The sequence below is a fragment of the Sabulibacter ruber genome (assembly GCF_017355955.1).
In the GTDB taxonomy this organism is placed as follows: domain Bacteria; phylum Bacteroidota; class Bacteroidia; order Cytophagales; family Hymenobacteraceae; genus Nibribacter; species Nibribacter ruber_A.
The window spans coordinates 281039-301367 of record NZ_JAFFID010000006.1 but is presented as its reverse complement, the minus strand read 5'-3'; the positions used below and the strand labels follow the sequence as shown (position 1 = coordinate 301367).

Here is a 20329-nt window from a genome sequence, read left to right as displayed (position 1 = left end):
ATCTTTCCAAATGATCTCTGGAGGGGACCTTACGGATTCGTCTCAGCCATGAGGCTGTCCACGGGCACTTCCACCGGTTGGATGGTTTCTCCCACCTTTAGGCTCTGGAAACCCTCGTAGACGATCTTGTCGCCTGGTTTGAGGCCTTCCTCCACGATGTAGAAATGGGAGAAGCGGGCTTTAGGGGTAAAGCTTTTAATGAACACTTTTTTATCTGGACCCACCACGTACACAAAGTTCTTGTCCTGCACCTCGAAGGTGGCTTTCTGGGGGAGAATCAGGGCGTTGTCCACGTCGTTGAACAGCCGGACCTTTCCCGTGGCGTGGTGTTTCAGCAGTTTGTCTGGGTTGGGGAATTTGGCCCGGAAGGCAATGGACCCGGTATTGGGCTCAAATACGCCTTCCATGGTCTCAATCTGGCCTTTCAAGGGGTACCTGGTGCCGTCGGCCAAGATCAGTTCCACCGTTTTACTGCTGTTGTTGGAGCCGTCTTTTTGGGCCTTAATGAAAGTCAGGTATTCCTTCTCAGAGACATGGAAGTAGGTGTAGACCGAGTTCAGCTCCGAGATGGTGGTCAGGTGGGTGCCTTCCTCTATGAGGCTTCCCTCTTTAAGGGGAATTCGGTCCAGAATGCCGCTGAACGGAGCTTTGATGTAGGTGTAGGAGAGTCTGTTGGCCGCGTTGTTCCTGGCCGAACGGGCTTCCTCAATCTGGGCCTTGGCCGCCTTCAGTTTGGCTTTGGCCAGGGCCAGCTCTGATTTGGAGATCACGTTTTTCTCTACCAGGCCTTTGACGCGCTCCAGTTCCACTTCGGCGGTCTCCGCCTCAGAAAGAACCCTGTTCAGGTTCGCTTCGGCTTTGGTCAGTTCCGCTTTGTATTCCTGCGAGCTTATCCTGAAAAGAGGTTGCCCTTCTTTCACTTCCTTGCCTTCATCCACGTAGATTTTCTCCAGGTATCCGCTGACCCGGGCCCTTACCTCTATGTGCTTGAGGGCCTGGATATCGGCCACGTAGTCTTTGTGCAGCACCGTGTCTTTGGTGACCAGTTGCGTGACGGGGAAGTTGCTGGGTTGCTTGGCGGGCGTCTTTTCCGCCTGGGCACTGCACCCGGCCAAGAAAGCCATGGAAGGAAGGAGAAGGGACAAAGTAAACTTATGGGGTAGCATGATATTGATTTTTGATGGTTGGGTAAACGCCTTCGGTCCCGTCAAAAAGAGGGGACAAATCTGAAAAGACTTGGGAACTCAGGAAGGCTTGGAGATGGGAATAAGGGGCAGGGCTATCACAGAGAAGAGGACATGCCTCTTCTGTGGTAACCTGCCAGCCAGGTACGGCCATTGTATTGAAGAAAAGAAGGGAGGGGTAAAATCAGAAGGGGGTTAGCCGGAAGAGGTAGCTATGGTAATCAGAGGGGTAGAAATCTTGGGGCTGATAGCACGCAACCACCTGCTTTTCTACAAGGACGGAATAGGCAACGGCCTCGAAACCGGGCTCCGAGGCGGAGACGAACTGGGATAGTTTGAAGCTCTTGGCGACGCTGGCCTTGCTCTTCTTGGACTTGGGAAGCTCACCGAAGAATTCCAGGCACTCCTCCAGGAGGCTGGCGAGGGAAAGGGAGTCATCTTCCCCGGAAACCGTGCCCAGCAGGAGGGAGGCTCGTTCTGCCCCCGTGGTGCCTTGGGAGGAGATAGGGCTGGGTTTCTGCGCCAGGGCGGCGCTGATGATGAAGCAGGGCAGGAGTAACCATAAGATGCACCTTCTTATCATTTGTTTTGTGTTTCTACTGCCTTCCTTTGATGTCTACTTGTTGAATGCTCCCAAACTTATCACATTCCTTGGTCGGAATCAAGTTTGTTGGCGACTGCCAAGGTAAATTTTAAGGTAGTGTTAGGATAGGAGTTCAGGCGAAGAACGTTTTCTTCAAGCAATCTAAAAAAATCCGCTGTGCAACACCAGCATACCAGGCATTCCCTTCCAGAGCGCTGTATAACCCCATGCCTTTGGCCGTTTTCAAATGAAAGGATTCGGCTGGCAGCCCCTGCCTCAAACACAGCCGGAACGGCCTTGCCCCGTCCCAAGAGGCGTGGTGGGCAGGTGCGAAGGTTGGCACTCGGCCAAAAAAAAACGACTCAATTGCATCTTGCTGTAGACCAATGGATTAACTGCCATATTCCTGGGCTGCCCTATGGATTCTCCTCCTGGATTAAAAAAAAGACACAGGCTCGCCTAAGGAATCGCCGCTTTCCCCGACTAACCGGGAAACACCGAGCATCTTGAAAGAGCAGTTCCTTTTACTCATAGAGAACCACCAGGGCCTCATCCACAAGGTTTGCAACATGTACTGCAGCAACATGGAAGACAGGGAAGACCTCTTCCAGGACATCGTGCTGCAGCTCTGGCGCTCCTACCCGTCCTTTAGGGGAGAATCCAAAGTCACAACCTGGATGTACCGGGTCGCCCTCAACAACGCCATCACCAGGGTGAGGAAGGAATCCAGGGCGGAGAGGTTCTCCGAGCTGGGCCCCGAGGCGTTGCAGGTGCCGTTGGCGGAGGATGGCATGGAGGAGGAGATGGCGGCCATGTACCGGGCGATCAGGAAACTGTCGCAGGTGGACCAGGCCTTGACCCTGCTCTACCTGGAGGACTGCAGCTACCGGGAGATGGCCGAGGTGCTGGGGATCTCGGAGTCGCACGTGGGAGTCAAGCTCAACAGGATCAAGGGACAACTAAGGACACTCGTAAGCAAAGAAGAATAACATGGAACTGGACGAATTCAAAAAGCGCTGGGGCACCGCAAAGACAGAGGGACCCGGCCAGGGAGGGAATGCCCGGGAGGTGATTGACAGAATCATCAAGGGCAACACAGCCTCCCTGGGGGCACTGAAGGATAAAAGCGCGTTCTGGAACAGGGTAGGCGGGTGGAACTCTGCGCTGATGGTTCTCTTGGCGGTCGGCTATTTGGCCTGGCAGTACCACAGGGGCGTGGAGGGCCCCACCTTAGTCAGGCAACTCCCATTAGTCGCCGTTCTGGTAGGTTTCGCCCTGTTCTCCCGGTGGGCCTACAGCCGGCAGGAGGAGATCTTCTCAGAGAACACAGACGCCAGTTCCAGGGAGGCGCTCAGCAGGATTCTATCAAATTTCAGGAGCTACTACCGATTCACCAACCTGGTCTTCCTCATTATTTCCCCGGTGGCCTTCTATGCGGTGTTTGCGGTCTTCCTCGGCAGCCTTCCCCTGCCCCTGACCACGATCCTCCTGGCTTCGGCTGCCCTGACCGGTTTCTCGTTCCTGCTCAGGTACTGGTACTACCGGACGGTTTACTTCAGGAGGATAAGGGCCATGGAATTAAGCCTTAGAGAACTGGAGGAAATCCCCGGAACCTGAGCCAGGCCTGGCGTAGCGTTCGCCTCCTGGTCCGCTTACCGTCACATCGTAGCTTTAGCCAGCCGGGGAACCAGTGGTCCATCCTCCGGGCAAGAGAACAGCCACCAATCAACTAACTGATCATTCAACATGAAAAAGCTTATTTTCCTTCTAGCTCTTCCCCTTATTTTCTGCGTTTCCTCCCATGCCCAGACGGCCACCGCCAGGGAGAATGCCGAGTACTGCGAGCTGACCACCGACACCAAGGCATTCAAGGCCAAGGCAAGGGCTTTTGTCGATTATGGGGAAGGGGATGAGAAGCTAGTCGATGACCGTGGGAAAGAGGTGCTGTTCGGGTCCTCTGTAGGAGCCCTGAACCATATGCAAGCCAAAGGGTGGGAGGTGATAGATGCCTACAGGAAGAACGGATATACCCGCTACCTTCTGAGACGCAGCCACTGAAAGGGATCAATATAAGGCTTTGGTTCAGGCCAAGCACTTAATTTTACTTCAATTCTAGCAAATCCTAGCCGAGAAGCACTTCAAAAAGTGTCTTAGAGAGCAGCTACCCATATCATGGGTGGATTAATCTGCATCCGAAACTTTCAAGCGGGTTGCACTTCTTGCACTTTCTGCACTATTGAAGGCGTAGAAAAGTCATGCCTGCCGAAATCCGACCCACCCGGTCAAACCCAAAGCGTTTCCATCCGGAGAGCATACCCCACCCATCAAATACAAGCCACCACCTATCATACCACTCTGATAGGCAGACGCCATTGCCAACCTTCCGCCCTGACAACCGCCGGCACTATAAAACAGGTATTGATCCAGGCTGCCATCTTTCATCGTTATAGAAAGAGTTCTGCTTCAAATGAACAACTTTGCGGCAGCGACATAAACGGAGGAGTAATGGCAGAGCAGATAAAAACCTACGGATTTAAGGAGGGGTTGCCCACTGAGTTTGAGGTGGTTTCCATTTCAGCCCTATACGAGAAGCAAAAGGAAGCCCTAATCTCTCCCCACAGAACTGCTTTTTACCACATCATCTGGTTTCAGGAGGGAGCCCCCACCCACCTGGTGGATTTCAACCCCGTCGCCGTCAAACCCGGCACCCTGCTGTTTCTGAACAAGGATACCGTGCAGCTGTTCGACCCGAACGTGAGGTATGAGGCCAAGGCCATCCTTTTCACGGACAGCTTCTTCTGCAGGACACCTACAGACGTCAAGTTCCTGCGCAGCTCAATCCTGTTCAACGACCTTCTCGAGGTCTCCCGCATCCAAATGGAGGAGGCCTCCCATATGCTGCAGGACCTCTTCCTGCTGATGGAAAAAGAGGCAGGGAACGCCCATGAGGCAAACCACGCGGCAATCCTCCAGAACTATCTGCACAGCTTCCTTCTGCTGGCCGAGCGGGAGCGCAGGAAACAGGGGTTCACAACGATAAAGCCCGGTGCCGACCTGGACTACACTATCCTGTTCAAGGATTCGGTTGATTCCCGTTTCAGGCAAATCAAGCAGGTGAGCAGCTACGCCGACGAATTGAGCATCACCGAGAAACGGCTGAACCAGGCGACCTCCAGGGTTCTGGGGAAGTCACCCAAGAATGTGATAGACGACAGGATAATGCTGGAGGCCAAACGCCTGTTGGCCCACACCGGCGACAGCGTCAAGGAGATCGGCTTCGGCCTCGGGTTCAACGAGCCGACCAACTTCATCAAGTTTTTCCGCAGACACTCAGGCACCACCCCCATGGAGTTCCGGGGGAACCTGGCACCGGACTGAATGTATCATCCTTTCGCCCAATCCTACCTTTCCGCCCGCCCCGGTTAGCTAGACCTTTGTGATGTAATCAAAACGAGACACCATGAAGATTCTAAAAGCATCAGCCCTTTCCCTTGCCGTGGCCATGGGACTGAGCGGCTGCTCCTCTGAGTTAATCAACCAATCAACCTTAAAGAAGACGGAAATGACCAAGAAACAGGTAGTAGACCTACTGAAAGCCATCGAGACCGGTGAGTCGGCCCCCGTGGCAGTAATCAACCCAGGCAAGTACACCCAGCACAACACGGGCATAGCAGACGGCCTCGCCGGCTTCGGCGCGGCACTGGCCCAGCTTCCCCCCAACTCAGCGAAGGTGAACACCGTGCGCGTTTTCCAGGACGGTGACTTCGTGTTCGCCCACACGGACTATAACTTCTTCGGCCCGAAGATAGGCTTTGACATCTTCCGCTTTGAGGGCGGTAAGATAGTGGAGCACTGGGACAACCTGCAGCAGACGCCGACCTCCCCGAACCCGAGCGGGCATACCATGATTGACGGCCCTACGCAAGCCGCAGACCTGGAGAAGACAGAGGCCAACAAAGCCCTGGTGAAGGGTTTCGTGGACGACATCCTGGTGAACGGCCGCATGGAGAAGCTGGCAGGGTACTTCGACGGTGACAACTACATCCAGCACAACCCCCAGATCGCCGACCGACTGTCAGGGCTGGGCGCCGCGCTGGAGGCGATGGGCAAGGCTGGCATCACCATGAAGTACGACAGGATCCACAAGGTGCTCGGCGAGGGCAACTTCGTGCTGGTGGTGAGCGAGGGGAGTTTCGCCGGGAAGCACACCTCCTTCTATGACCTATTCCGCGTGGAGAACGGCAAGCTCGCCGAACACTGGGACGTGCTGGAGATTATCACTCCTAAGGAAGAGTGGAAGAACCGGAACGGGAAGTTTGGATTTTAACCAGGTATAACCCCATAAACAGACGGGCGCACTTCTCCAAGAGGGGCGCCCGTCTGTATCATTTACTCACTATGAGCAGACCTGAGCAGAATAGGCAGAACGCCATGGGTTTCTATGACCTGATGTTCAACCGGTGCCGGCCAAGGGAGGCGTCAGGAAATACGCCGGGGATACTTACATCCAGCACAACCCGCACGTGGGCGACGGCAAGGAGGCATTCATAGCCTACTTTGAGCGGATGGCCAGGGAGTACCCGGGCAAGCGGGTGGAAATCAAAAGGGCGGTCGCAGAGGACGATTCGGTGGCACTGCACTGCTATCAGCATTGGCCCACGGAAGAGGACTATGCCGGGATAGGCATCTTCCGCTTTGACTGGGGCGGGAAGATCGTGGAGCATTGGGATGTGCTGCAAGCCATACATAAGCACCCAGCCAACAGCAACACCATGTTTTAGAGAAGCGGTCACTGAGTATTATATGCCTCCTTGCGCATTACGTTTTCCAATAGAGAAGCACCTCATCAAAGAGTGACATTTGGTGAGCCCGGAGTTTGTCAAGGAGGTTGCCGCTCATGTTTACCAGAGAATGCACCTGCAAACAATACTTTCAAAGGGTTGCACTTCTTGCACCTTCTGCACTATTACAGGCATCCGAAGGACAGGCTTGCCGAAATCCGCCCCACCCGGTCAGACCCAAAGCGTTTCAATCCGACAAACACACCCCCACCCATCAAATACAAGCCACAGATATCTACTCCCTTGATTTTAACTTTCAGTTTATTTGATCCTTGGTTAACATATCAAGCGTTATGGGCTCGGGAGGATCCTCTCACGGGACCTATCTTTCCATGTAGGCCTGGTGGTTGACGATGAGCACCTTCTCCTCGGGGAGCAGCAGGTAGCCGTAGTCGTAGCAGAAGTGGTACGTGTTGCCCTTCTGGGTGCGGTAGAGGTGGGTGAGGTAGCGGAAGTCGAAGCCCGCCAGCGACAGCGCCTCGCGCCGGAGGGTGGTCTTGCCCTCGGGGCTGAAGCGCTGCAGGATCTGGCGGTTCCGCCGCAGGACCAGGTTGATGTCCCGCATGGCCCTCTCGCCCCGGTCCTGCAGCTTCCGCTGGTTGCCGGACCTTGCCCGGCACTGGTCGGAGCAGAATTTCTTGTCGGCCCGGCCGGCGAGGGGCTCCCCGCAGTGGCCGCAATGCTTCCCTTTAGTCTCCATATCAGAGTTTATCCGAATACATCCGTTTATATCCGTATCATCCGGATACATACGGACCTATACGGGTAGTTTACGGTTAGGTAAATGCTCGGCGCTATATTGGAGACGAAAACCCAAAGAACTATGTACCAGTATCCTACACCTGCTGCAACCCTCTACCTCAATCCCCTGGAGCATGGGGGAAAGCAGTTTATCCGTATCTGGCACAGACCGGACCGGCGCATCTCAAGGAGGCTGAGGGAGAGCGGCGCGGCCAAATACAGCAAGACCTACAAATGCCACGTGGCGCACCGGACCCCGCAGGCCATCGAGCGGCTGCACCAGGCCTTCCAAGGGGTAGCGTTGGTGGACACCCGCTACCTGAACCGGCCCAGGCGGCTCCGCCCGGACTTGGGGGCCACGGTGAAGGGGGAAAGCAGGCAGGCGGAGCCGCTGGGGAAGCTGCCGGACCTGCCGGTAGTGCGCCTCCAGCCGCTGCTGCACGGAGGGAAGGAAGTGCTGCAGGTAAGCTTCGCCTTCGATAGGGAGATCTATCCCAGGCTGAAGGATTGCGGTGCCTGCGCCTGGCTACCGGAGGAGAGGTGCTTCGCCCTGGGGACCGGCTCGGGGGAGATACACCGGCTCCTGGACTGCCTGGAGGGCACGGCGAACGTGTGGCTGGCCGGTACGGTGAAAGTGAGGGACATGGCCGTGATGCGCCGGCTCTGGGAGCAGACCTACCCCAAGGACATCGGTTACCTCACCTGCCCCCTGGATTACCTGGAGAAACTGCAGCTGCTCAACTACTCTATGTCTACCATCCGCACCTACCACTCCCTCTTGGTGCGCTTCCTGAACGCCCACCGGGAACAGGGGCTGGAGGCAGTCAAGGCTTTTGCATCGGAGGATATAAACCGCTACCACCGTGCCATGGTGCAGAGCCAGGCGTACTCCTTTTCCCTTGTGAACCAGAGCATCAACGCGGTGAAGTTCTACTACCAGCGGGTACTGGGCCGCCATGGGCTGGACCTCACGCAGGTGGAGCGCCCGGAGAAGGCCGAGCGGCTTCCAACCGTGCTGAGCAAGCAGGAGGTGACCTGTATCCTCTCTGCTACGGGGAACCTGAAGCACCGCTGCCTGCTGCAGCTGCTCTACGCTGGGGGGCTGCGTATCGGCGAGGTCATCAACCTCAGGATAACGGACGTGCAGTCGGGCCGTAACCTGCTGCTCATCCGGGGCGGCAAGGGGAAGAAGGACCGCACCACGCTGCTCTCCAAGAGGCTGCTGGAGAGCCTGAGGGCCTACTACCGGGAGTACCGGCCGAAGGTGTGGCTCTTCGAGGGGCCGCAAGGCGGGCAGTACACGGCCGACAGCATCCGGCACGTGTTCAACGCCTGCCTCTCTAAATCCGGGGTGGAGAGGAAGGCGACGCCCCACTCGCTCCGGCACTCCTTCGCCACCCACCTGCTGGAGCAGGGAACGAACCTGCGCTACATCCAGACGCTGCTGGGCCACAAGTCCAGCAAGACCACCGAGATTTACACCCACATCACCAGCCATGGGCTGGAGGGTATCGTAAGCCCGCTTGACAATCTGTGAGCAATAACTATATTCACCTGCAGGTATATTGTGGAAAGTTGTATTTTGCGGAAGGGTTTAGGGTCGAAATTTGGTTGGATGGGGCGGCGGGAAGTAGTATCCGTGACTCCAACCAAAGTGCCAATAACCGGAACAGTTCCTTATACACAGTAGTGCCTGTATTGGCCCGGCCAATGTTTCCGACATAATAACTTGTGCATAGCTTTTAGGCTGAAAATTTGGGAAGACGGTAAAATCAGTTACAGGAGCCTTTGCAGCGAGACCTTTCCTAACATTGAGTGGATGAACTCTACCAGTAGTGTGGTTCTGCCGCCCCATTTGGTTTCAAACTGGGCGATAGAGCCCGCATAGAAGAGTAAACTGACTGGGCGGCAGGCAACGGCTTTTGTATTTATCCCAAAACATTAAAGCCTATGAAAAAGCAAACCACCACAAGAGAGGGTGCCATCAACCTGCCGCTGGTCAACCCGAACGCGGCAGGTATTGATGTGGGAGACACCGTTCACGCCGTTGCCGTTCCTGAGGGCAGGGATACGCTGCAGGTCAGGTCCTTTGGGACGATGACCTGCGATCTGGAGGCCATCGCCGCTTGGCTGCTCGAGTGCGGGGTGGACACGGTGGCCATGGAGAGCACTGGCGTATACTGGAGACCTTTGTTCAACCTGCTCACCCAGCATGGTCTGGAGGTTTACCTGGTCAATGCCAAACAGGTTAAGAACGTGAGCGGCAGGAAGAACGATGAGGATGATGCGCGCTGGATCCAGAAGCTGCACAGTTGCGGACTGCTCCGCAGCAGCTATTTGCCCGACGACCAGCAGGAGGCGCTGCGCACGCTGGTTCGCCACCGCAGAACGCTCACCCAGGACAGGGGCAGATGCGTGCTGAGGATGCAAAAGGCCTTGGAGCTGATGAACGTGAAGGTGCACACGTTGCTGCGTGACATCACCGGCAAGAGCGGCCTTGCCATCATTGAGGCCATCCTGCGGGGGGAGAGGACAGCGGAGAACTTCCTTGCCTGCGTCCATTTCAAGGTGAAAGCCGACAGGGCAACCCTCCTCAAGTCCCTGCAGGGCAACTGGCGCACAGAGCAGCTTTACCTGCTGGAGGACTGTTACATGGGCTATAAGTACCTGACCGAACGCATCGCCTCGTGCGATGTGGCCATTGAGAAGCAGTTGGGGCATTACCATGGGGAAATCTGCCCTGAAGCGGCGCCTGAGGGTGAGGCCGTCTCTGCTAAGAAGGCCAACAGGAACAAACCATCGTTCAACACCTGCTCCTACCTGAAAAAAGCACTGGGGGTGGACGTGATGGCCATTTACGGCATCAGTGACATTGCCGCACTGGAGATTCTCTCCGAAACCGGCACAGACATGGGCAAATGGGAAACGGCCAAGCACTTTGCCAGCTGGCTGAACCTGTGCCCCAACAACAAAATATCAGGCGGGAAGCTTATCAGTAGCACCCTGATGAAAAAGAAGCCAAACCCGGCCAGCCAGGCTTTCCGTAACGCCGCCAATGCCGTGCAGCGAAGTGACAACTGGCTCGGTGACTACTTCAGGCGGATGAAAGCTAAGGGTGGTAACAAGTACGCCACTGTGGCCACGGCTAATAAGATCGCCACCATTTACTACAAAATGGTAGCTTGCGGCCAGGAGTTTAAGCCCGTCGAACTTACTGCCTACCAAAAGAGGTACAAGCAAGCCAAGATCATTTACCTCGAGCGCAGGCTGAACGAGTTAAAAAAAGAAGCAGCCTAAAGAAGTTATATAGAAGTTGTGGGTAATATTAAATATAAAAAATGGCTAAACCAGGTAGACCGATCAAAACTGACCCAAGAGCTGAAGAAATAGCAATTCACATTGGAAACGGTAATATCGAAGGGCTGAAGGTTCTTCTAAAAAAACTGGGAATAGATGCAACCGATGGATATTCCAGAACAGCTTTACTCTGGGCTTCTTTTTACGGGAACTTGGATATGTTGGCATGGCTCATAGAAAATGGTGCAAACATAAACCACCAAGACTGGAACGGTTATTCTGCTTTGCATTTTGCGGCTCAAGAAAAAAGAATCGGAATAGCGGAACTTCTGCTAAAACGCGGTGCGAACCTAGAACTTCGGGACAATCATGGGAACACGCCTTTATGGACAGCAGTATTCAATGCAAGAAAGGAGTATAAATTAGTGGAACTGTATCTTAAAAGTAGAGCAAACCTCGACAACGTCAATAATTCTGGAAGAACTCCAAGGCAAATGGCTGAAGCTATGTTCTCAGCAGACTTTGCTCTTCTGTTAGAAGAAAATGAAAAAAATACTACCCACAACATTGTATAAAAATCATGCTTCGGCCGACGGCCTTACACGTTTTTTATACTAGCCGTTAGGGTTAATAGAAGAAATGAGAAAAGTCATCCTGTTGTATTTTATTTTAATGACACTTAGCTGCAAACCTAAGTCTCGTGAGGCAGTAAATCCCTCCACTGCCAAAATTCCAGAAAAGAAAGAGGTTCTGGAGGATTCTGCACGCTTTGAGGAGTGGCTCAGAAAGAATCATGAGGAAGACTTAAAAAAATTAACAGATACAAATAGAGTCGTTTTCAGGCTAAATTGGTCGCGGTCATTTGACCCAGAAATCATCCTTAGGGTACAGAACTTTCCTATTTATACCAAAATTACAGATTCCCTCTATCATGTGGAGCAGTACGCAATATCCAAAGTGTATTTAGACGAAATAAACGATTACTCTAGCTCGGCTTTACCATACTTATATGAGCAAAGAAACACCAAAATCTCATTAAAAGATTTGGAGAGGCTGAAATCCTTAGCTAACCAACTGAAAATTTGGGAAGAAAATTCTGACAGAAAAGAAGTTATAGATGGCTCAAATTGGGAACTGGAAATCTATATGAATGGCAAATACCATCGAGTCAGTTCAAACACTGTAAATCCCGCTATAAAAAGTATTGGACAAGAAATGATGAGATTAGCTAAGTTAAAAATATCTCAAGAGGAGATTTATTAAGAACTACTAACCCTAACAACAGCTAAACGTCAGTCTCGGCCGACGGCCTCGCCCGTCGTTTAGCCAAGTACGTTGTGGCAAATTTAAAAATGATAAGAATAGCATTAATATTAACCATCGGCCTCTTTATTTCAGGTTGTAATACGGCATCTAGTTCCTCAGAAGCAATTTCCTCTGAAACAATTCCAGAACTAATGCAACCTGATTGGACAGGACTAGAAATTGAAAACTTTCCTGTAAAATTCGGACAGATATTGAAATTCAGGAACGACAGTACTGAATTAATGGCTATTGTTTTAGACTTTAGTGAGGACGAAGGCGGACAATGGATTGGGGTAAGCTTCATTGACCAAAATCGACTTTTCGGAAGACAAATTCCAAGTGGGATTATTAACACAAAATGCCTTGACCTTCTCGACTTAACATACATACAAAAGGACGCATTAATTAACTATGAAGTAGTTGCATCAATTACAGTCAATAAAACCAAAGTCGGAATTGGTTCCCAAAGTCCTGCCACAAGCTTCTCTGAAATTATAAGAGATTTTGAAAGGGGAATTGAGCAACGAAAAAAAGAGCAAACGCCTTGTGACAAAGGAATAACTGATTTGAATCCCGTGAGAGAATGCTATTTTGATGTTGAAAAAATAAAAAACTAGCCACAACAAAGTGTAAACATCAGCATCGGCCGAGGGCCGGGCCGTCGTTTACACGAGTCCGTTGTGCGGCATGTAAATCATAAATGGAAAGATGAAAATTCTTTACGAGACGGAATTACTCCTTTTAAAAAATGAATTTGAAGTAGTCTTTCTAATTGACAAGAAAACAGGTCGAACACTTGTAGTGTAAGCTCCCCCTGAATTTGAGCCAACCAAAAGTTGATTTTTCAAGTTAGGTTTCCTCCAATAATTCCACGGGTGCCCTGAAGTCAAGGGCTTGATGAGGGCGTTGGTGGTTATAATCCTGCCTCCATTCCTCTGCTTTTTCCCGAACTTCTGTTAAGGTTCTGAACACATAGGCATTGAGCAGCTCTCTCCTGATGCTGCCGTTGCAGCGTTCCACGTAAGCGTTCTGCATAGGCTTTCCCGGCTGAATGAACACTAAGCGGATCCTATTTTCCTTGCACCAGCATCCCAGCCTGTGGGAGATAAATTCCGGTCCGTTGTCCACCCTGATCATTTCCGGTAAGCCTCTGAACTCATTTAGGTACCCCGGCACCCGAACCAGGCGCAAAGCAGGAATAGACAGGTCCGCCTCCATGGTGAGGATCTCCCTGTTGTAGTCATCGACGATGTTCAAAAGCCGGAACCTTCTGCCGTCCCAGAGGCTATCGGACATGAAGTCGATTGACCACACCTGATTGATGTGCTCTGGCTGGAACAGCGTCTGTTTTACCCGGGCAGGAAGTCTCTTCCTGTGCCTTCTCCTGATGTCGAGCCTAAGTTGGCTGTAAACCCTGTACACCCGCTTGTGATTCCAGCTGTGGCCCATTTTCCTGAGTCTGTAAAAGCACTGCCAAAAACCAATGGCAGGATGTCTTTCCACCAAACTCTTCAGCAGTTCAATGACAGGAGTATCATCTTTCTGCTTTGGCTGGTACCGGTAGCTGCTTCTGGGCAGGCTCACTGCCTTGCAGGCCTGACGATGACTCACCCCATGCTCCTCTACCATAAACACCACTAAAGCCTTTTTCCCGTCAGGCCCTACAGCTTTTTTTCCACGGCATCTTTTAAGGCGTGGTGTACCAGGGAGAGCTCAGCGAACATTCTCTTCAGCCGGGAATTCTCCTCCTCCAGCTCCTTCATCCGCTTTAGCTCTTTTACCTCTAAGCCCCCATACCGCTGGCGCCACTTGTAGAAAGCAGCAGTGGTGATGCCCAGCTCCCGGCAGAGCTCCTGAGCATTACCTCCATTCTCATGCTCCTTGATAGCCTTGATGATCTGGCTCTCGGTGAATTTTGTCTTCTTCATTCCATTTAAAGTTAGTAGTTTTTACAACTTTTAAATGGCCGAACTCCAGGTAAGCTTACACTATAAAGTAATAAAGGAAAGGGAAAAAAAGGCGATTTTCGCGGCCAATCGGCTGTTTTGAGCGTCTTTACCAGTTCATCCGCCGCAGGAGCAACCTGTTTCCTGGCGAAAGTTGCCTTTTTGTCCCCAGGACAACTCAGGAAGATTCCCGAAAGTTGCCTTTTTGTCCCTGAACTTAGATAAGTCCCTAAAATAGAAAGCTTTATATTCCTCTATAGGAAGGAATGGATCACTTTGGCGAATCATTCTGGGACTGAACCGGCTATCTTCGCCGGGAAGGTAAGGCATAAATAGGAAGAAGCGGCAATGTTCGGACAAATAGCCCACTTTTGCTGCCGGGAGGACGATTTTTCTCATTTCGCCTGCTTAACATAGTTATAGGGATAAGTCTCGGAAAGGAATAGCTTAATGCCCTATAATTTACCTTATGTTAAGTAAAAAAATAAGTTCCTCTTCCCTTCCGTAAGGGAAAAGTATAAACGAACAAAAGCGAAGAGTAGCCCTAGAAGAGTACTATATAATACTCTTATTTATCACAAATGCCGCCCTACTTACACAACGGTTATGTATGAGCCATCTCATTTCAAATGAACAGCTTTACTGAGAACGCTTAGCAGCTGCCTACTGAAAACGAAGATGTTTGTTATGATCGGATTAGGCTATCACGACAGCATCGGAAAGCTGTTCGCGACCGTGCACGAGGCTTGCCACAAACCCGTCCTCCATTGACCTTTGCTACTTTCCTTTAACGTTTTCAGTGCTTATTTGTCCCGCATTTAACATGACCCTTGATTTGCATACAATGTTCAGGGCTTTGCATACAGCTGATAGTATTGCCTTTGCGAACTTTGACTTATCAAAATAGCATTATGGAAATTAGGGAAATGAAATTAGGAAGCCAAGGTTTGGTTGTACCAACTATCGGTCTGGGGTGTATGGGTATGACTGGCTTTGAAGAAGCAAACATGTATGGGGAAGCAGACGAGCAAGAAGCCATTGCCACCATTCACCGATCCCATGAGTTAGGCGGTAACTTTTTAGATACGGCAGATTTGTATGGTCCCTTAAAGAATGAGCAGCTTATCGCGAAAGCTATCAAAGGTAATCGCAGCAGTTACATCATCGCTACCAAATTCGGCTGGGAAATAGACGATCATAACAAGGTGACCTGGGCCATCAATGGCAAGAGGGAATATGTGAAAAAATCGTTGGAGCGTTCTCTGAAAAATCTTAACACCGATTATATCGACTTGTATTACCTGCACCGGCTCGATAAAAACACGCCCATCGAAGAAACGGTTGCCGCGATGAGCGAGCTGGTGAAAGAAGGAAAGGTGGGTTATATCGGTTTATCAGAAGTTTCCTCGGAAACGGTAAAAAGAGCGCATGCGGTTCACCCGATTACGGCAGTACAGAGTGAGTACTCGTTGTTTGAGCGGACTGTGGAAGAACGGGGTGTACTGCAAACGTTACATCAACTTGGGATAGGCTTCGTGGCCTACTCACCGCTGGGCCGTGGTTTTTTATCCGGACAGATCCGTAGCATAGATGATCTGCCGGAGAATGACTTCCGCCGCGCAATTCCCCGCTTCCAGGAAGCCCACTTCTCTAAAAACTTGGAGTTAGTCAAAGCTATTGAGACCTTAGCGAGAGAGAAAAACGCTACTCCTTCTCAGTTGGCACTGGCCTGGATCATGAGCAAGAACATTATACCCATTCCGGGCACTAAACGGAGAAAATACCTGGAGCAGAATATAGCGGCCGCCGCTATTCAATTGAGCGGAGAAGACCTGTCCAGTCTTGAAAGTATTGTGCCGTTAGGTACTGATACCGGTAAACCGTACGATGAGTTCAGCATGGGGCTTATTGATTGATTGACTTTTTGCGCCTGTATCTTTTGATGGTGCAAGCGTTTATGCTACGAGTCGCAATAAAATTAGAGTAGTGTTATGAATGCCATCAACTCCGTTTCAGAATTTCACCGGTTATTGTCTTTGCCCGAACCCCGCCATCCGCTGGTGAGTGTTATTGACCTTGCTGATAGCATTTTCCTGGAGGACGATATCTGGAAAGGTTTTGTTAACCGGTTTTATTGCGTTGCTTTAAAAAGAGAAGCTAAGGGTAAAATAAGGTATGGTCAGCAACACTATGATTACGACAAGGGTGTTTTAAGTTTTACGGCACCCAATCAGGTTCAGTACCTGGACCTGCAGCAGATGGAATGCGGCTCGGGCTATCTGCTCATCTTCCATCCTGATTTTTTGCTCGCTCATTCATTGGCTAGCACCATTAACAGTTATGGTTTCTTCTCTTACGCTGTCAACGAGGCACTGCACCTTTCCGCTGAAGAAGAAGCCGATCTTATTACTATACTCAGCAAGATCGACAAAGAATGCCAGCATATCGATAAACACACGCAAGAGATTATTCTATCGCAGATCAAGTTGCTGCTTGACTACTCCAACCGCTTTTACGAGCGGCAGTTCATCACCCGCAAAAACCACAACCATCAACTGCTTGCGAGATTTGAACATCTCGTTGACGAGTATTTTGATACCGATGCTACAACGCAAGAGGGACTTTTGACGGTGCAACGTATTGCGGAACGCATGAATCTGTCTCCCAACTATCTAAGCGACCTCCTGCGGGTGCATACCGGACAAAACACACAACAACATATCCATGAGAAGTTGATTGAAAAAGCTAAAGAAAAACTCTCCACTACCGATTTATCGGTGAGTGAAATTGCCTACCAACTAGGCTTTGAATATGCGCAGTCATTCAGTACTTTATTTAAAAAGAAAACTGAAATGTCGCCTCTTGAGTTTCGACAGTCATTTAACTGACAGCTTCAGGTTATCATGGTCATCAAGAGCGCCTAATAAAAATAGGCATATATTAGCTTGTAAGCTCTAGCAGCGGAATGCAACTCAAATCTAACTTCAAGCTAAAATATTCCGACTTCTAAGTCTATAAGCTGGGTTATGTCACATGGGTCTAAGGGTTGGCTTACCGGTGCCCTTGCGCAATTTTTGATTTGAGCGAAGGGCTCCAAGCCAAGTAAGGTTTCAAGCAGTTGTACTCCCGCTTCAAGCCAGCCTTTGCCAGTGGGAGTCCTTTACTACTTTTTGAACCCGGACCTGTATTCCAGCGGAGACAAGGTGGTCCTGCTTTTGAAGAGCTTATGAAACGACTGAGGGTATTCAAAACCTAATTTATAGGCCACCTCCGAGACGTTCAGGTCGGAGGCCGCAAGCAGCTCTTTGGCGTTCTCAATCATTTTCTGCTGGATATGCTGCTGGGCGCTTTGGCCCGTCGTGCTGCGCAGCATGTCACTCAGGTAATTGCGGGAGAGGTTCAGCTTCTCGGCAAAGAAGGATACGGTGGGTATCCCGTCCGTCTCAGGCCTGTTTTCCCTGAAATAGCTCTCCAGCAGCTGCTCGAAGGCGGACAGCAAGCCCTCGCCTGCCTGCCTCCTTGTCAGGAACTGGCGATGGTGGAACCTGTCACAGTAACTCAGCAGCAGTTCCATTTGCTTGATGATGATCTGCTTTGAGAAGGTGTCCGTTGCGGCCGCACTTTCGTCGGCGATACTTACCATCAGCCGGTTAACCGTCTGCTCCTCTTCCTGCGATAAATGCAGGGCCTCGTTCACGGCATAGGAGAAGTACCCGTACTTTTGGATTTCATTCGCCAAAGAAGTTCCCTTCATAAAGTCAGGGTGGATAGCTAACCAGGATCCCTCCAGCGCCCAGTCATCCCTGATTTCGGTGATCACCACCTGGTTAGGGGCGAAGAACGTCATGACGCCCTCATCGAAGTCATAATGCCGTTGCCCATAGCGCATCCTGCCCTTGAAGTTCTTCTTAAGGGCGATGCAGTAGAAACCGTACCTGACTGCCTCCAGCTGCTCGTCGTCAAAGCATCTGATGGTCGAAAGGTCCATTACGCTGACCAACGGGTGCTTCGGCTTGGGCAACTGCAGTAGCCGATGTAACTCCTGGATAGACTCTATCGCGTATGGTTTCATCTCTGTGGCTTTGGCGGAGGGCTGTTTGCGCCCGCTTCTATGGTTTAGCGAAATCCGTCGACAAGGTAAGATCTTTCCACTGCTCAAACTCTGCATCCTCCTGTTTTCTCTTCCTGGTAACAAGCTCGTATGTGTCCGGCCCCAACAGCAGGTGGAGCGGGGGCTGCTCCATCTCGTTGATCTGCACCAGGATCTTCACTAGTTTTTCAGGGTCCCCTTGCTGTCTGCCGCTGAATTGAGCCCACATTCTCTCTGCCTGGTCCACTCCGTACACGTCGATCCGATTCCTGACGTAACTGATGGAGTTCATGAACTCAGTCCTGAACTGTCCCGGGGCGACTACGGTCACCCTGATTCCGAAATCCGTAACCTCCTGGGCCAGTGCCTCGGATAGCCCTATCACCCCGAATTTCGCAGCGTTATAACTGGCCGCCTTCCCAAAGCCTACATAGCCCGCATTGGAGGAGATGTTGATGATGTGCCCCGACTTCTGCCTGCGCAGGTAAGGCATGACGTTTCTGATGATGTTAACGGTGCCGAAAAGGTTCACATCCATGGTGCTTCTGAACTCCTTGTCGGTCATTTCCTCCATACTGCCAACAAGGCTGTACCCGGCATTGTTCACAACCACGTCTATACGGCCGAGCTCTTTTACGATGTTGTCAATGGCCTTTCCCACCTCCTGGTCTGAGGTGATGTCCAAGGCCACCGGATAGAGGTTTTCCCTATGGTTGGTGATTTCATTTTCCAGCGGGGAGACATTCCGGCTCGTGGCAACCACCTTATGGCCTAAGGAGAGCAGAAGCTTCGTCAGGTACAAACCGAGCCCCTTGGAGGTTCCCGTGATCAGCCACACTTTCTGGATTTCACTATGCATCGTTTCGCCTTTTGTTTACGGCTGTAAAACTGCGGAAACAAATCGGACGGGAGGTATCCTGAATACGGGAATGAGTGTCCAGATTACTGATACCAAGAAAAACGGAGAGTGTGTCTGGGTGAATGTTGAACAGAGGGGAAAGAAATTGTCCTTCCAGATCAGCAGTCCGATTCTGGGTTTGTCGTGCTCTGTTTTAAGGAGATCATCCACCACAGAGAGGTAGAAGTTGAGCTTCCCCGCGTATTCCGGTAGGAACTTCCCCCGCTTGAGCTCTATGACCACGTAGCACCGCAGTCTCAGGTGGTAAAAGAGCAGGTCCATATAAAAGTCCTGTCCCCCGACCTCCAAGTGGTACTGCCTTTCCACGAAGGCGTAGCCCGCCCCCAGCTCCAGCAGGAACTTGGTAATGTGCTGGGTCAAAGCACTCTCCAGGACCTTTGCCTAATAATCCTCCGTCAAGGTCAGGAAATCAAATGTATAAGGGTCCTTCAGCATCTCCTGGGCCAGGTCTGGTTGTGGGGAAGGAAGCTTCAGGCCGAAGTTGGTGAGGCTTCCACCCTGCCTTTGGTAGGGGTTCGACTTGCTCTGCAGGCCCAGCACGTTCCTGGACCATCCATTCTCTATGGTTTTATGGATATAGAAGGTCCGTTCCTACTCGTCCTTAACCTTGTGGGCCCAGGGCAATTGCGCAACCGGTTGTTGCGTAAACTCAGGGGCGGTATAGACGTAGGCAAATTGCCGCATGTACAGCAGATTTCTATAGGAGAACCCCCTGTAGGTTTGGGAACTCCCTAGAAATGTCACCGGCGAGTGTCTGGATGACTTTGGCTCTCCACCCTTGGGCTTGTTGTTGCGCCAAGATAGTTTTGCACACCCTCCAGTACAGGGAAAGAAGCTCGGGATTTACGGCGAGGACAGCTTTGTGGCCCTCTTTATCTCCGATTTAAGCTCCTCCAGAACAATCGGCGTAAGCAGTAGGGTGAGAAGGCATGCTAAAAATTAAATGCAGAATAGGTTACATTAACCACTCCCAAATACACGGGATAACCCGGTCCTGTTCCGTTAACATCTTGGCGGGAGCCCATTGAACCCTTTGCAATGCAACTGACGTGTTATCGCGGAAGTAGCCATGACGGTAGGAAGCGTATTTGTTGGCTCCGACACAGGTTGCAAATAACTATAGCTTATGTAGCTGGGACAAAGCCTTGTTAATTACATCATATTCAATAAGAAATTGAATTTTATGCTCTTTAGGTGTTTAACGGTGTCTTGGAAATCCGGTATTACATCTCTCTGACACTTTGTTTTTCCATTGGGTTGGAAAAGCGTCAAAACACAACCTCATTGGTTTTGTGCCTCCATTTGAATTAGGGGCTTTGTAGGGAAGAATATGTCTAAACACGACACTTGGCCGGCAGCTGCCGAGCCTTACCACCCGAAGCCTCTACATGGGATCACATATTAAGGAAATAACGTGTGCTGC

General features: G+C 51.2%; 24 protein-coding genes. 13 read left to right on the top strand and 11 right to left on the bottom strand.

All coding sequences use genetic code 11. The features are described from left to right. Window positions 1-29: 29 nt before the first annotated feature. Entirely contained in the window at window positions 30-1166 is a 1137-nt protein-coding gene (locus JT719_RS23115) for an efflux RND transporter periplasmic adaptor subunit (protein ID WP_207436128.1), read from the bottom strand. A 202-nt stretch (window positions 1167-1368) separates the two neighbouring features. Continuing rightward, window positions 1369-1767: a hypothetical protein gene (locus tag JT719_RS23110; RefSeq protein WP_207436127.1), complete on the bottom strand. Its 399-nt coding sequence runs from the start codon at window positions 1765-1767 to the stop codon at window positions 1369-1371. Window positions 1768-2273: 506 nt separating this feature from the next. Here JT719_RS23110 and JT719_RS23105 point away from each other — a divergent pair. The 6 genes from JT719_RS23105 (at window position 2274) to JT719_RS25365 (ending at window position 6548) form a co-directional block, all read left to right on the top strand. Continuing rightward, entirely contained in the window at window positions 2274-2756 is a 483-nt protein-coding gene (locus tag JT719_RS23105; RefSeq protein WP_207436126.1) for an RNA polymerase sigma factor, read from the top strand. 1 nt (window position 2757) lies between these two features. Further along, window positions 2758-3384 (top strand): hypothetical protein, encoded by a 627-nt coding sequence (locus tag JT719_RS23100; protein ID WP_207436125.1) that lies wholly within the window; start codon window positions 2758-2760, stop codon window positions 3382-3384. A gap of 129 nt (window positions 3385-3513) precedes the next feature. Next, window positions 3514-3825, top strand: coding sequence for a hypothetical protein (locus tag JT719_RS23095; RefSeq protein WP_207436124.1), 312 nt, complete (start codon window positions 3514-3516; stop codon window positions 3823-3825). A gap of 447 nt (window positions 3826-4272) precedes the next feature. Beyond that, complete coding sequence (locus JT719_RS23090) at window positions 4273-5145, top strand: AraC family transcriptional regulator (RefSeq protein ID WP_207436123.1); 873 nt, start codon at window positions 4273-4275, stop codon at window positions 5143-5145. Window positions 5146-5227: 82 nt separating this feature from the next. Beyond that, window positions 5228-6094 (top strand): nuclear transport factor 2 family protein, encoded by an 867-nt coding sequence (locus tag JT719_RS23085; protein WP_242693431.1) that lies wholly within the window; start codon window positions 5228-5230, stop codon window positions 6092-6094. A 133-nt stretch (window positions 6095-6227) separates the two neighbouring features. Next, window positions 6228-6548, top strand: a complete 321-nt coding sequence (locus JT719_RS25365; RefSeq protein ID WP_341350793.1) for a nuclear transport factor 2 family protein — start codon at window positions 6228-6230, stop codon at window positions 6546-6548. Between the two features lie 382 nt (window positions 6549-6930). On the opposite strand, the gene JT719_RS23075 is transcribed toward JT719_RS25365, so the two are convergent. Continuing rightward, a complete protein-coding gene (locus JT719_RS23075; protein ID WP_207436122.1) occupies window positions 6931-7308 on the bottom strand; it encodes a DUF2116 family Zn-ribbon domain-containing protein in 378 nt (125 codons plus the stop codon). A gap of 530 nt (window positions 7309-7838) precedes the next feature. Beyond that, window positions 7839-7994, bottom strand: a complete 156-nt coding sequence (locus JT719_RS25360; protein ID WP_242693430.1) for a hypothetical protein — start codon at window positions 7992-7994, stop codon at window positions 7839-7841. On the opposite strand from JT719_RS25360, the gene JT719_RS25355 reads away from it, so the two are divergent. The 5 genes from JT719_RS25355 (at window position 7993) to JT719_RS23050 (ending at window position 12568) form a co-directional block, all read left to right on the top strand. Beyond that, on the top strand, window positions 7993-8886 hold the full coding sequence (locus JT719_RS25355) for a tyrosine-type recombinase/integrase (protein WP_242693429.1): 894 nt from the start codon (window positions 7993-7995) through the stop codon (window positions 8884-8886). The two genes, JT719_RS25360 and JT719_RS25355, sit on opposite strands and share 2 nt — an antisense overlap. 413 nt (window positions 8887-9299) lie before the next feature. Next, complete coding sequence (locus JT719_RS23065; protein ID WP_207436120.1) at window positions 9300-10646, top strand: IS110 family RNA-guided transposase; 1347 nt, start codon at window positions 9300-9302, stop codon at window positions 10644-10646. Between the two features lie 41 nt (window positions 10647-10687). Further along, the gene (locus tag JT719_RS23060) at window positions 10688-11221 is read left to right on the top strand and encodes an ankyrin repeat domain-containing protein (protein WP_207436119.1); all 534 of its coding nucleotides are present in this window, start codon (window positions 10688-10690) and stop codon (window positions 11219-11221) included. A gap of 64 nt (window positions 11222-11285) precedes the next feature. Then, the gene (locus tag JT719_RS23055) at window positions 11286-11909 is read left to right on the top strand and encodes a hypothetical protein (RefSeq protein ID WP_207436118.1); all 624 of its coding nucleotides are present in this window, start codon (window positions 11286-11288) and stop codon (window positions 11907-11909) included. A 74-nt stretch (window positions 11910-11983) separates the two neighbouring features. Next, window positions 11984-12568 carry a hypothetical protein gene (locus tag JT719_RS23050; RefSeq protein WP_207436117.1) on the top strand — a complete coding sequence of 195 codons (585 nt, stop codon included), beginning with the start codon at window positions 11984-11986 and terminating at the stop codon, window positions 12566-12568. A gap of 232 nt (window positions 12569-12800) precedes the next feature. On the opposite strand, the gene JT719_RS23045 is transcribed toward JT719_RS23050, so the two are convergent. After that, window positions 12801-13879 (bottom strand): IS3 family transposase gene (locus JT719_RS23045; protein ID WP_207436116.1). Its coding sequence is split into 2 segments (ribosomal slippage): window positions 12801-13618 and window positions 13618-13879, totalling 1080 coding nucleotides; the frame shifts between segments, so codons are not numbered across the junction. A 135-nt stretch (window positions 13880-14014) separates the two neighbouring features. After that, on the bottom strand, window positions 14015-14296 hold the full coding sequence (locus JT719_RS23040) for a hypothetical protein (protein ID WP_207436115.1): 282 nt from the start codon (window positions 14294-14296) through the stop codon (window positions 14015-14017). Between the two features lie 512 nt (window positions 14297-14808). On the opposite strand from JT719_RS23040, the gene JT719_RS23035 reads away from it, so the two are divergent. Continuing rightward, the gene (locus JT719_RS23035; RefSeq protein WP_242693428.1) at window positions 14809-15813 is read left to right on the top strand and encodes an aldo/keto reductase; all 1005 of its coding nucleotides are present in this window, start codon (window positions 14809-14811) and stop codon (window positions 15811-15813) included. Window positions 15814-15888: 75 nt separating this feature from the next. Continuing rightward, window positions 15889-16785: a helix-turn-helix domain-containing protein gene (locus tag JT719_RS23030; protein ID WP_207436114.1), complete on the top strand. Its 897-nt coding sequence runs from the start codon at window positions 15889-15891 to the stop codon at window positions 16783-16785. Window positions 16786-17060: 275 nt separating this feature from the next. On the opposite strand, the gene JT719_RS23025 is transcribed toward JT719_RS23030, so the two are convergent. The 5 genes from JT719_RS23025 to JT719_RS25690 form a co-directional block, all read right to left on the bottom strand. Beyond that, window positions 17061-17969: a helix-turn-helix domain-containing protein gene (locus JT719_RS23025; RefSeq protein ID WP_207436113.1), complete on the bottom strand. Its 909-nt coding sequence runs from the start codon at window positions 17967-17969 to the stop codon at window positions 17061-17063. A 37-nt stretch (window positions 17970-18006) separates the two neighbouring features. Continuing rightward, window positions 18007-18846 carry an SDR family NAD(P)-dependent oxidoreductase gene (locus tag JT719_RS23020; RefSeq protein ID WP_207436112.1) on the bottom strand — a complete coding sequence of 280 codons (840 nt, stop codon included), beginning with the start codon at window positions 18844-18846 and terminating at the stop codon, window positions 18007-18009. A gap of 15 nt (window positions 18847-18861) precedes the next feature. Then, window positions 18862-19266: a PDDEXK nuclease domain-containing protein gene (locus JT719_RS23015; protein WP_207436111.1), complete on the bottom strand. Its 405-nt coding sequence runs from the start codon at window positions 19264-19266 to the stop codon at window positions 18862-18864. A 231-nt stretch (window positions 19267-19497) separates the two neighbouring features. After that, on the bottom strand, window positions 19498-19650 hold the full coding sequence (locus JT719_RS25695) for a DUF1016 N-terminal domain-containing protein (RefSeq protein ID WP_423227987.1): 153 nt from the start codon (window positions 19648-19650) through the stop codon (window positions 19498-19500). Beyond that, window positions 19604-19720 carry a hypothetical protein gene (locus tag JT719_RS25690; RefSeq protein ID WP_423227986.1) on the bottom strand — a complete coding sequence of 39 codons (117 nt, stop codon included), beginning with the start codon at window positions 19718-19720 and terminating at the stop codon, window positions 19604-19606. Before JT719_RS25690 ends, JT719_RS25695 begins: the two co-directional genes overlap by 47 nt. Window positions 19721-20329 lie beyond the last annotated feature (609 nt).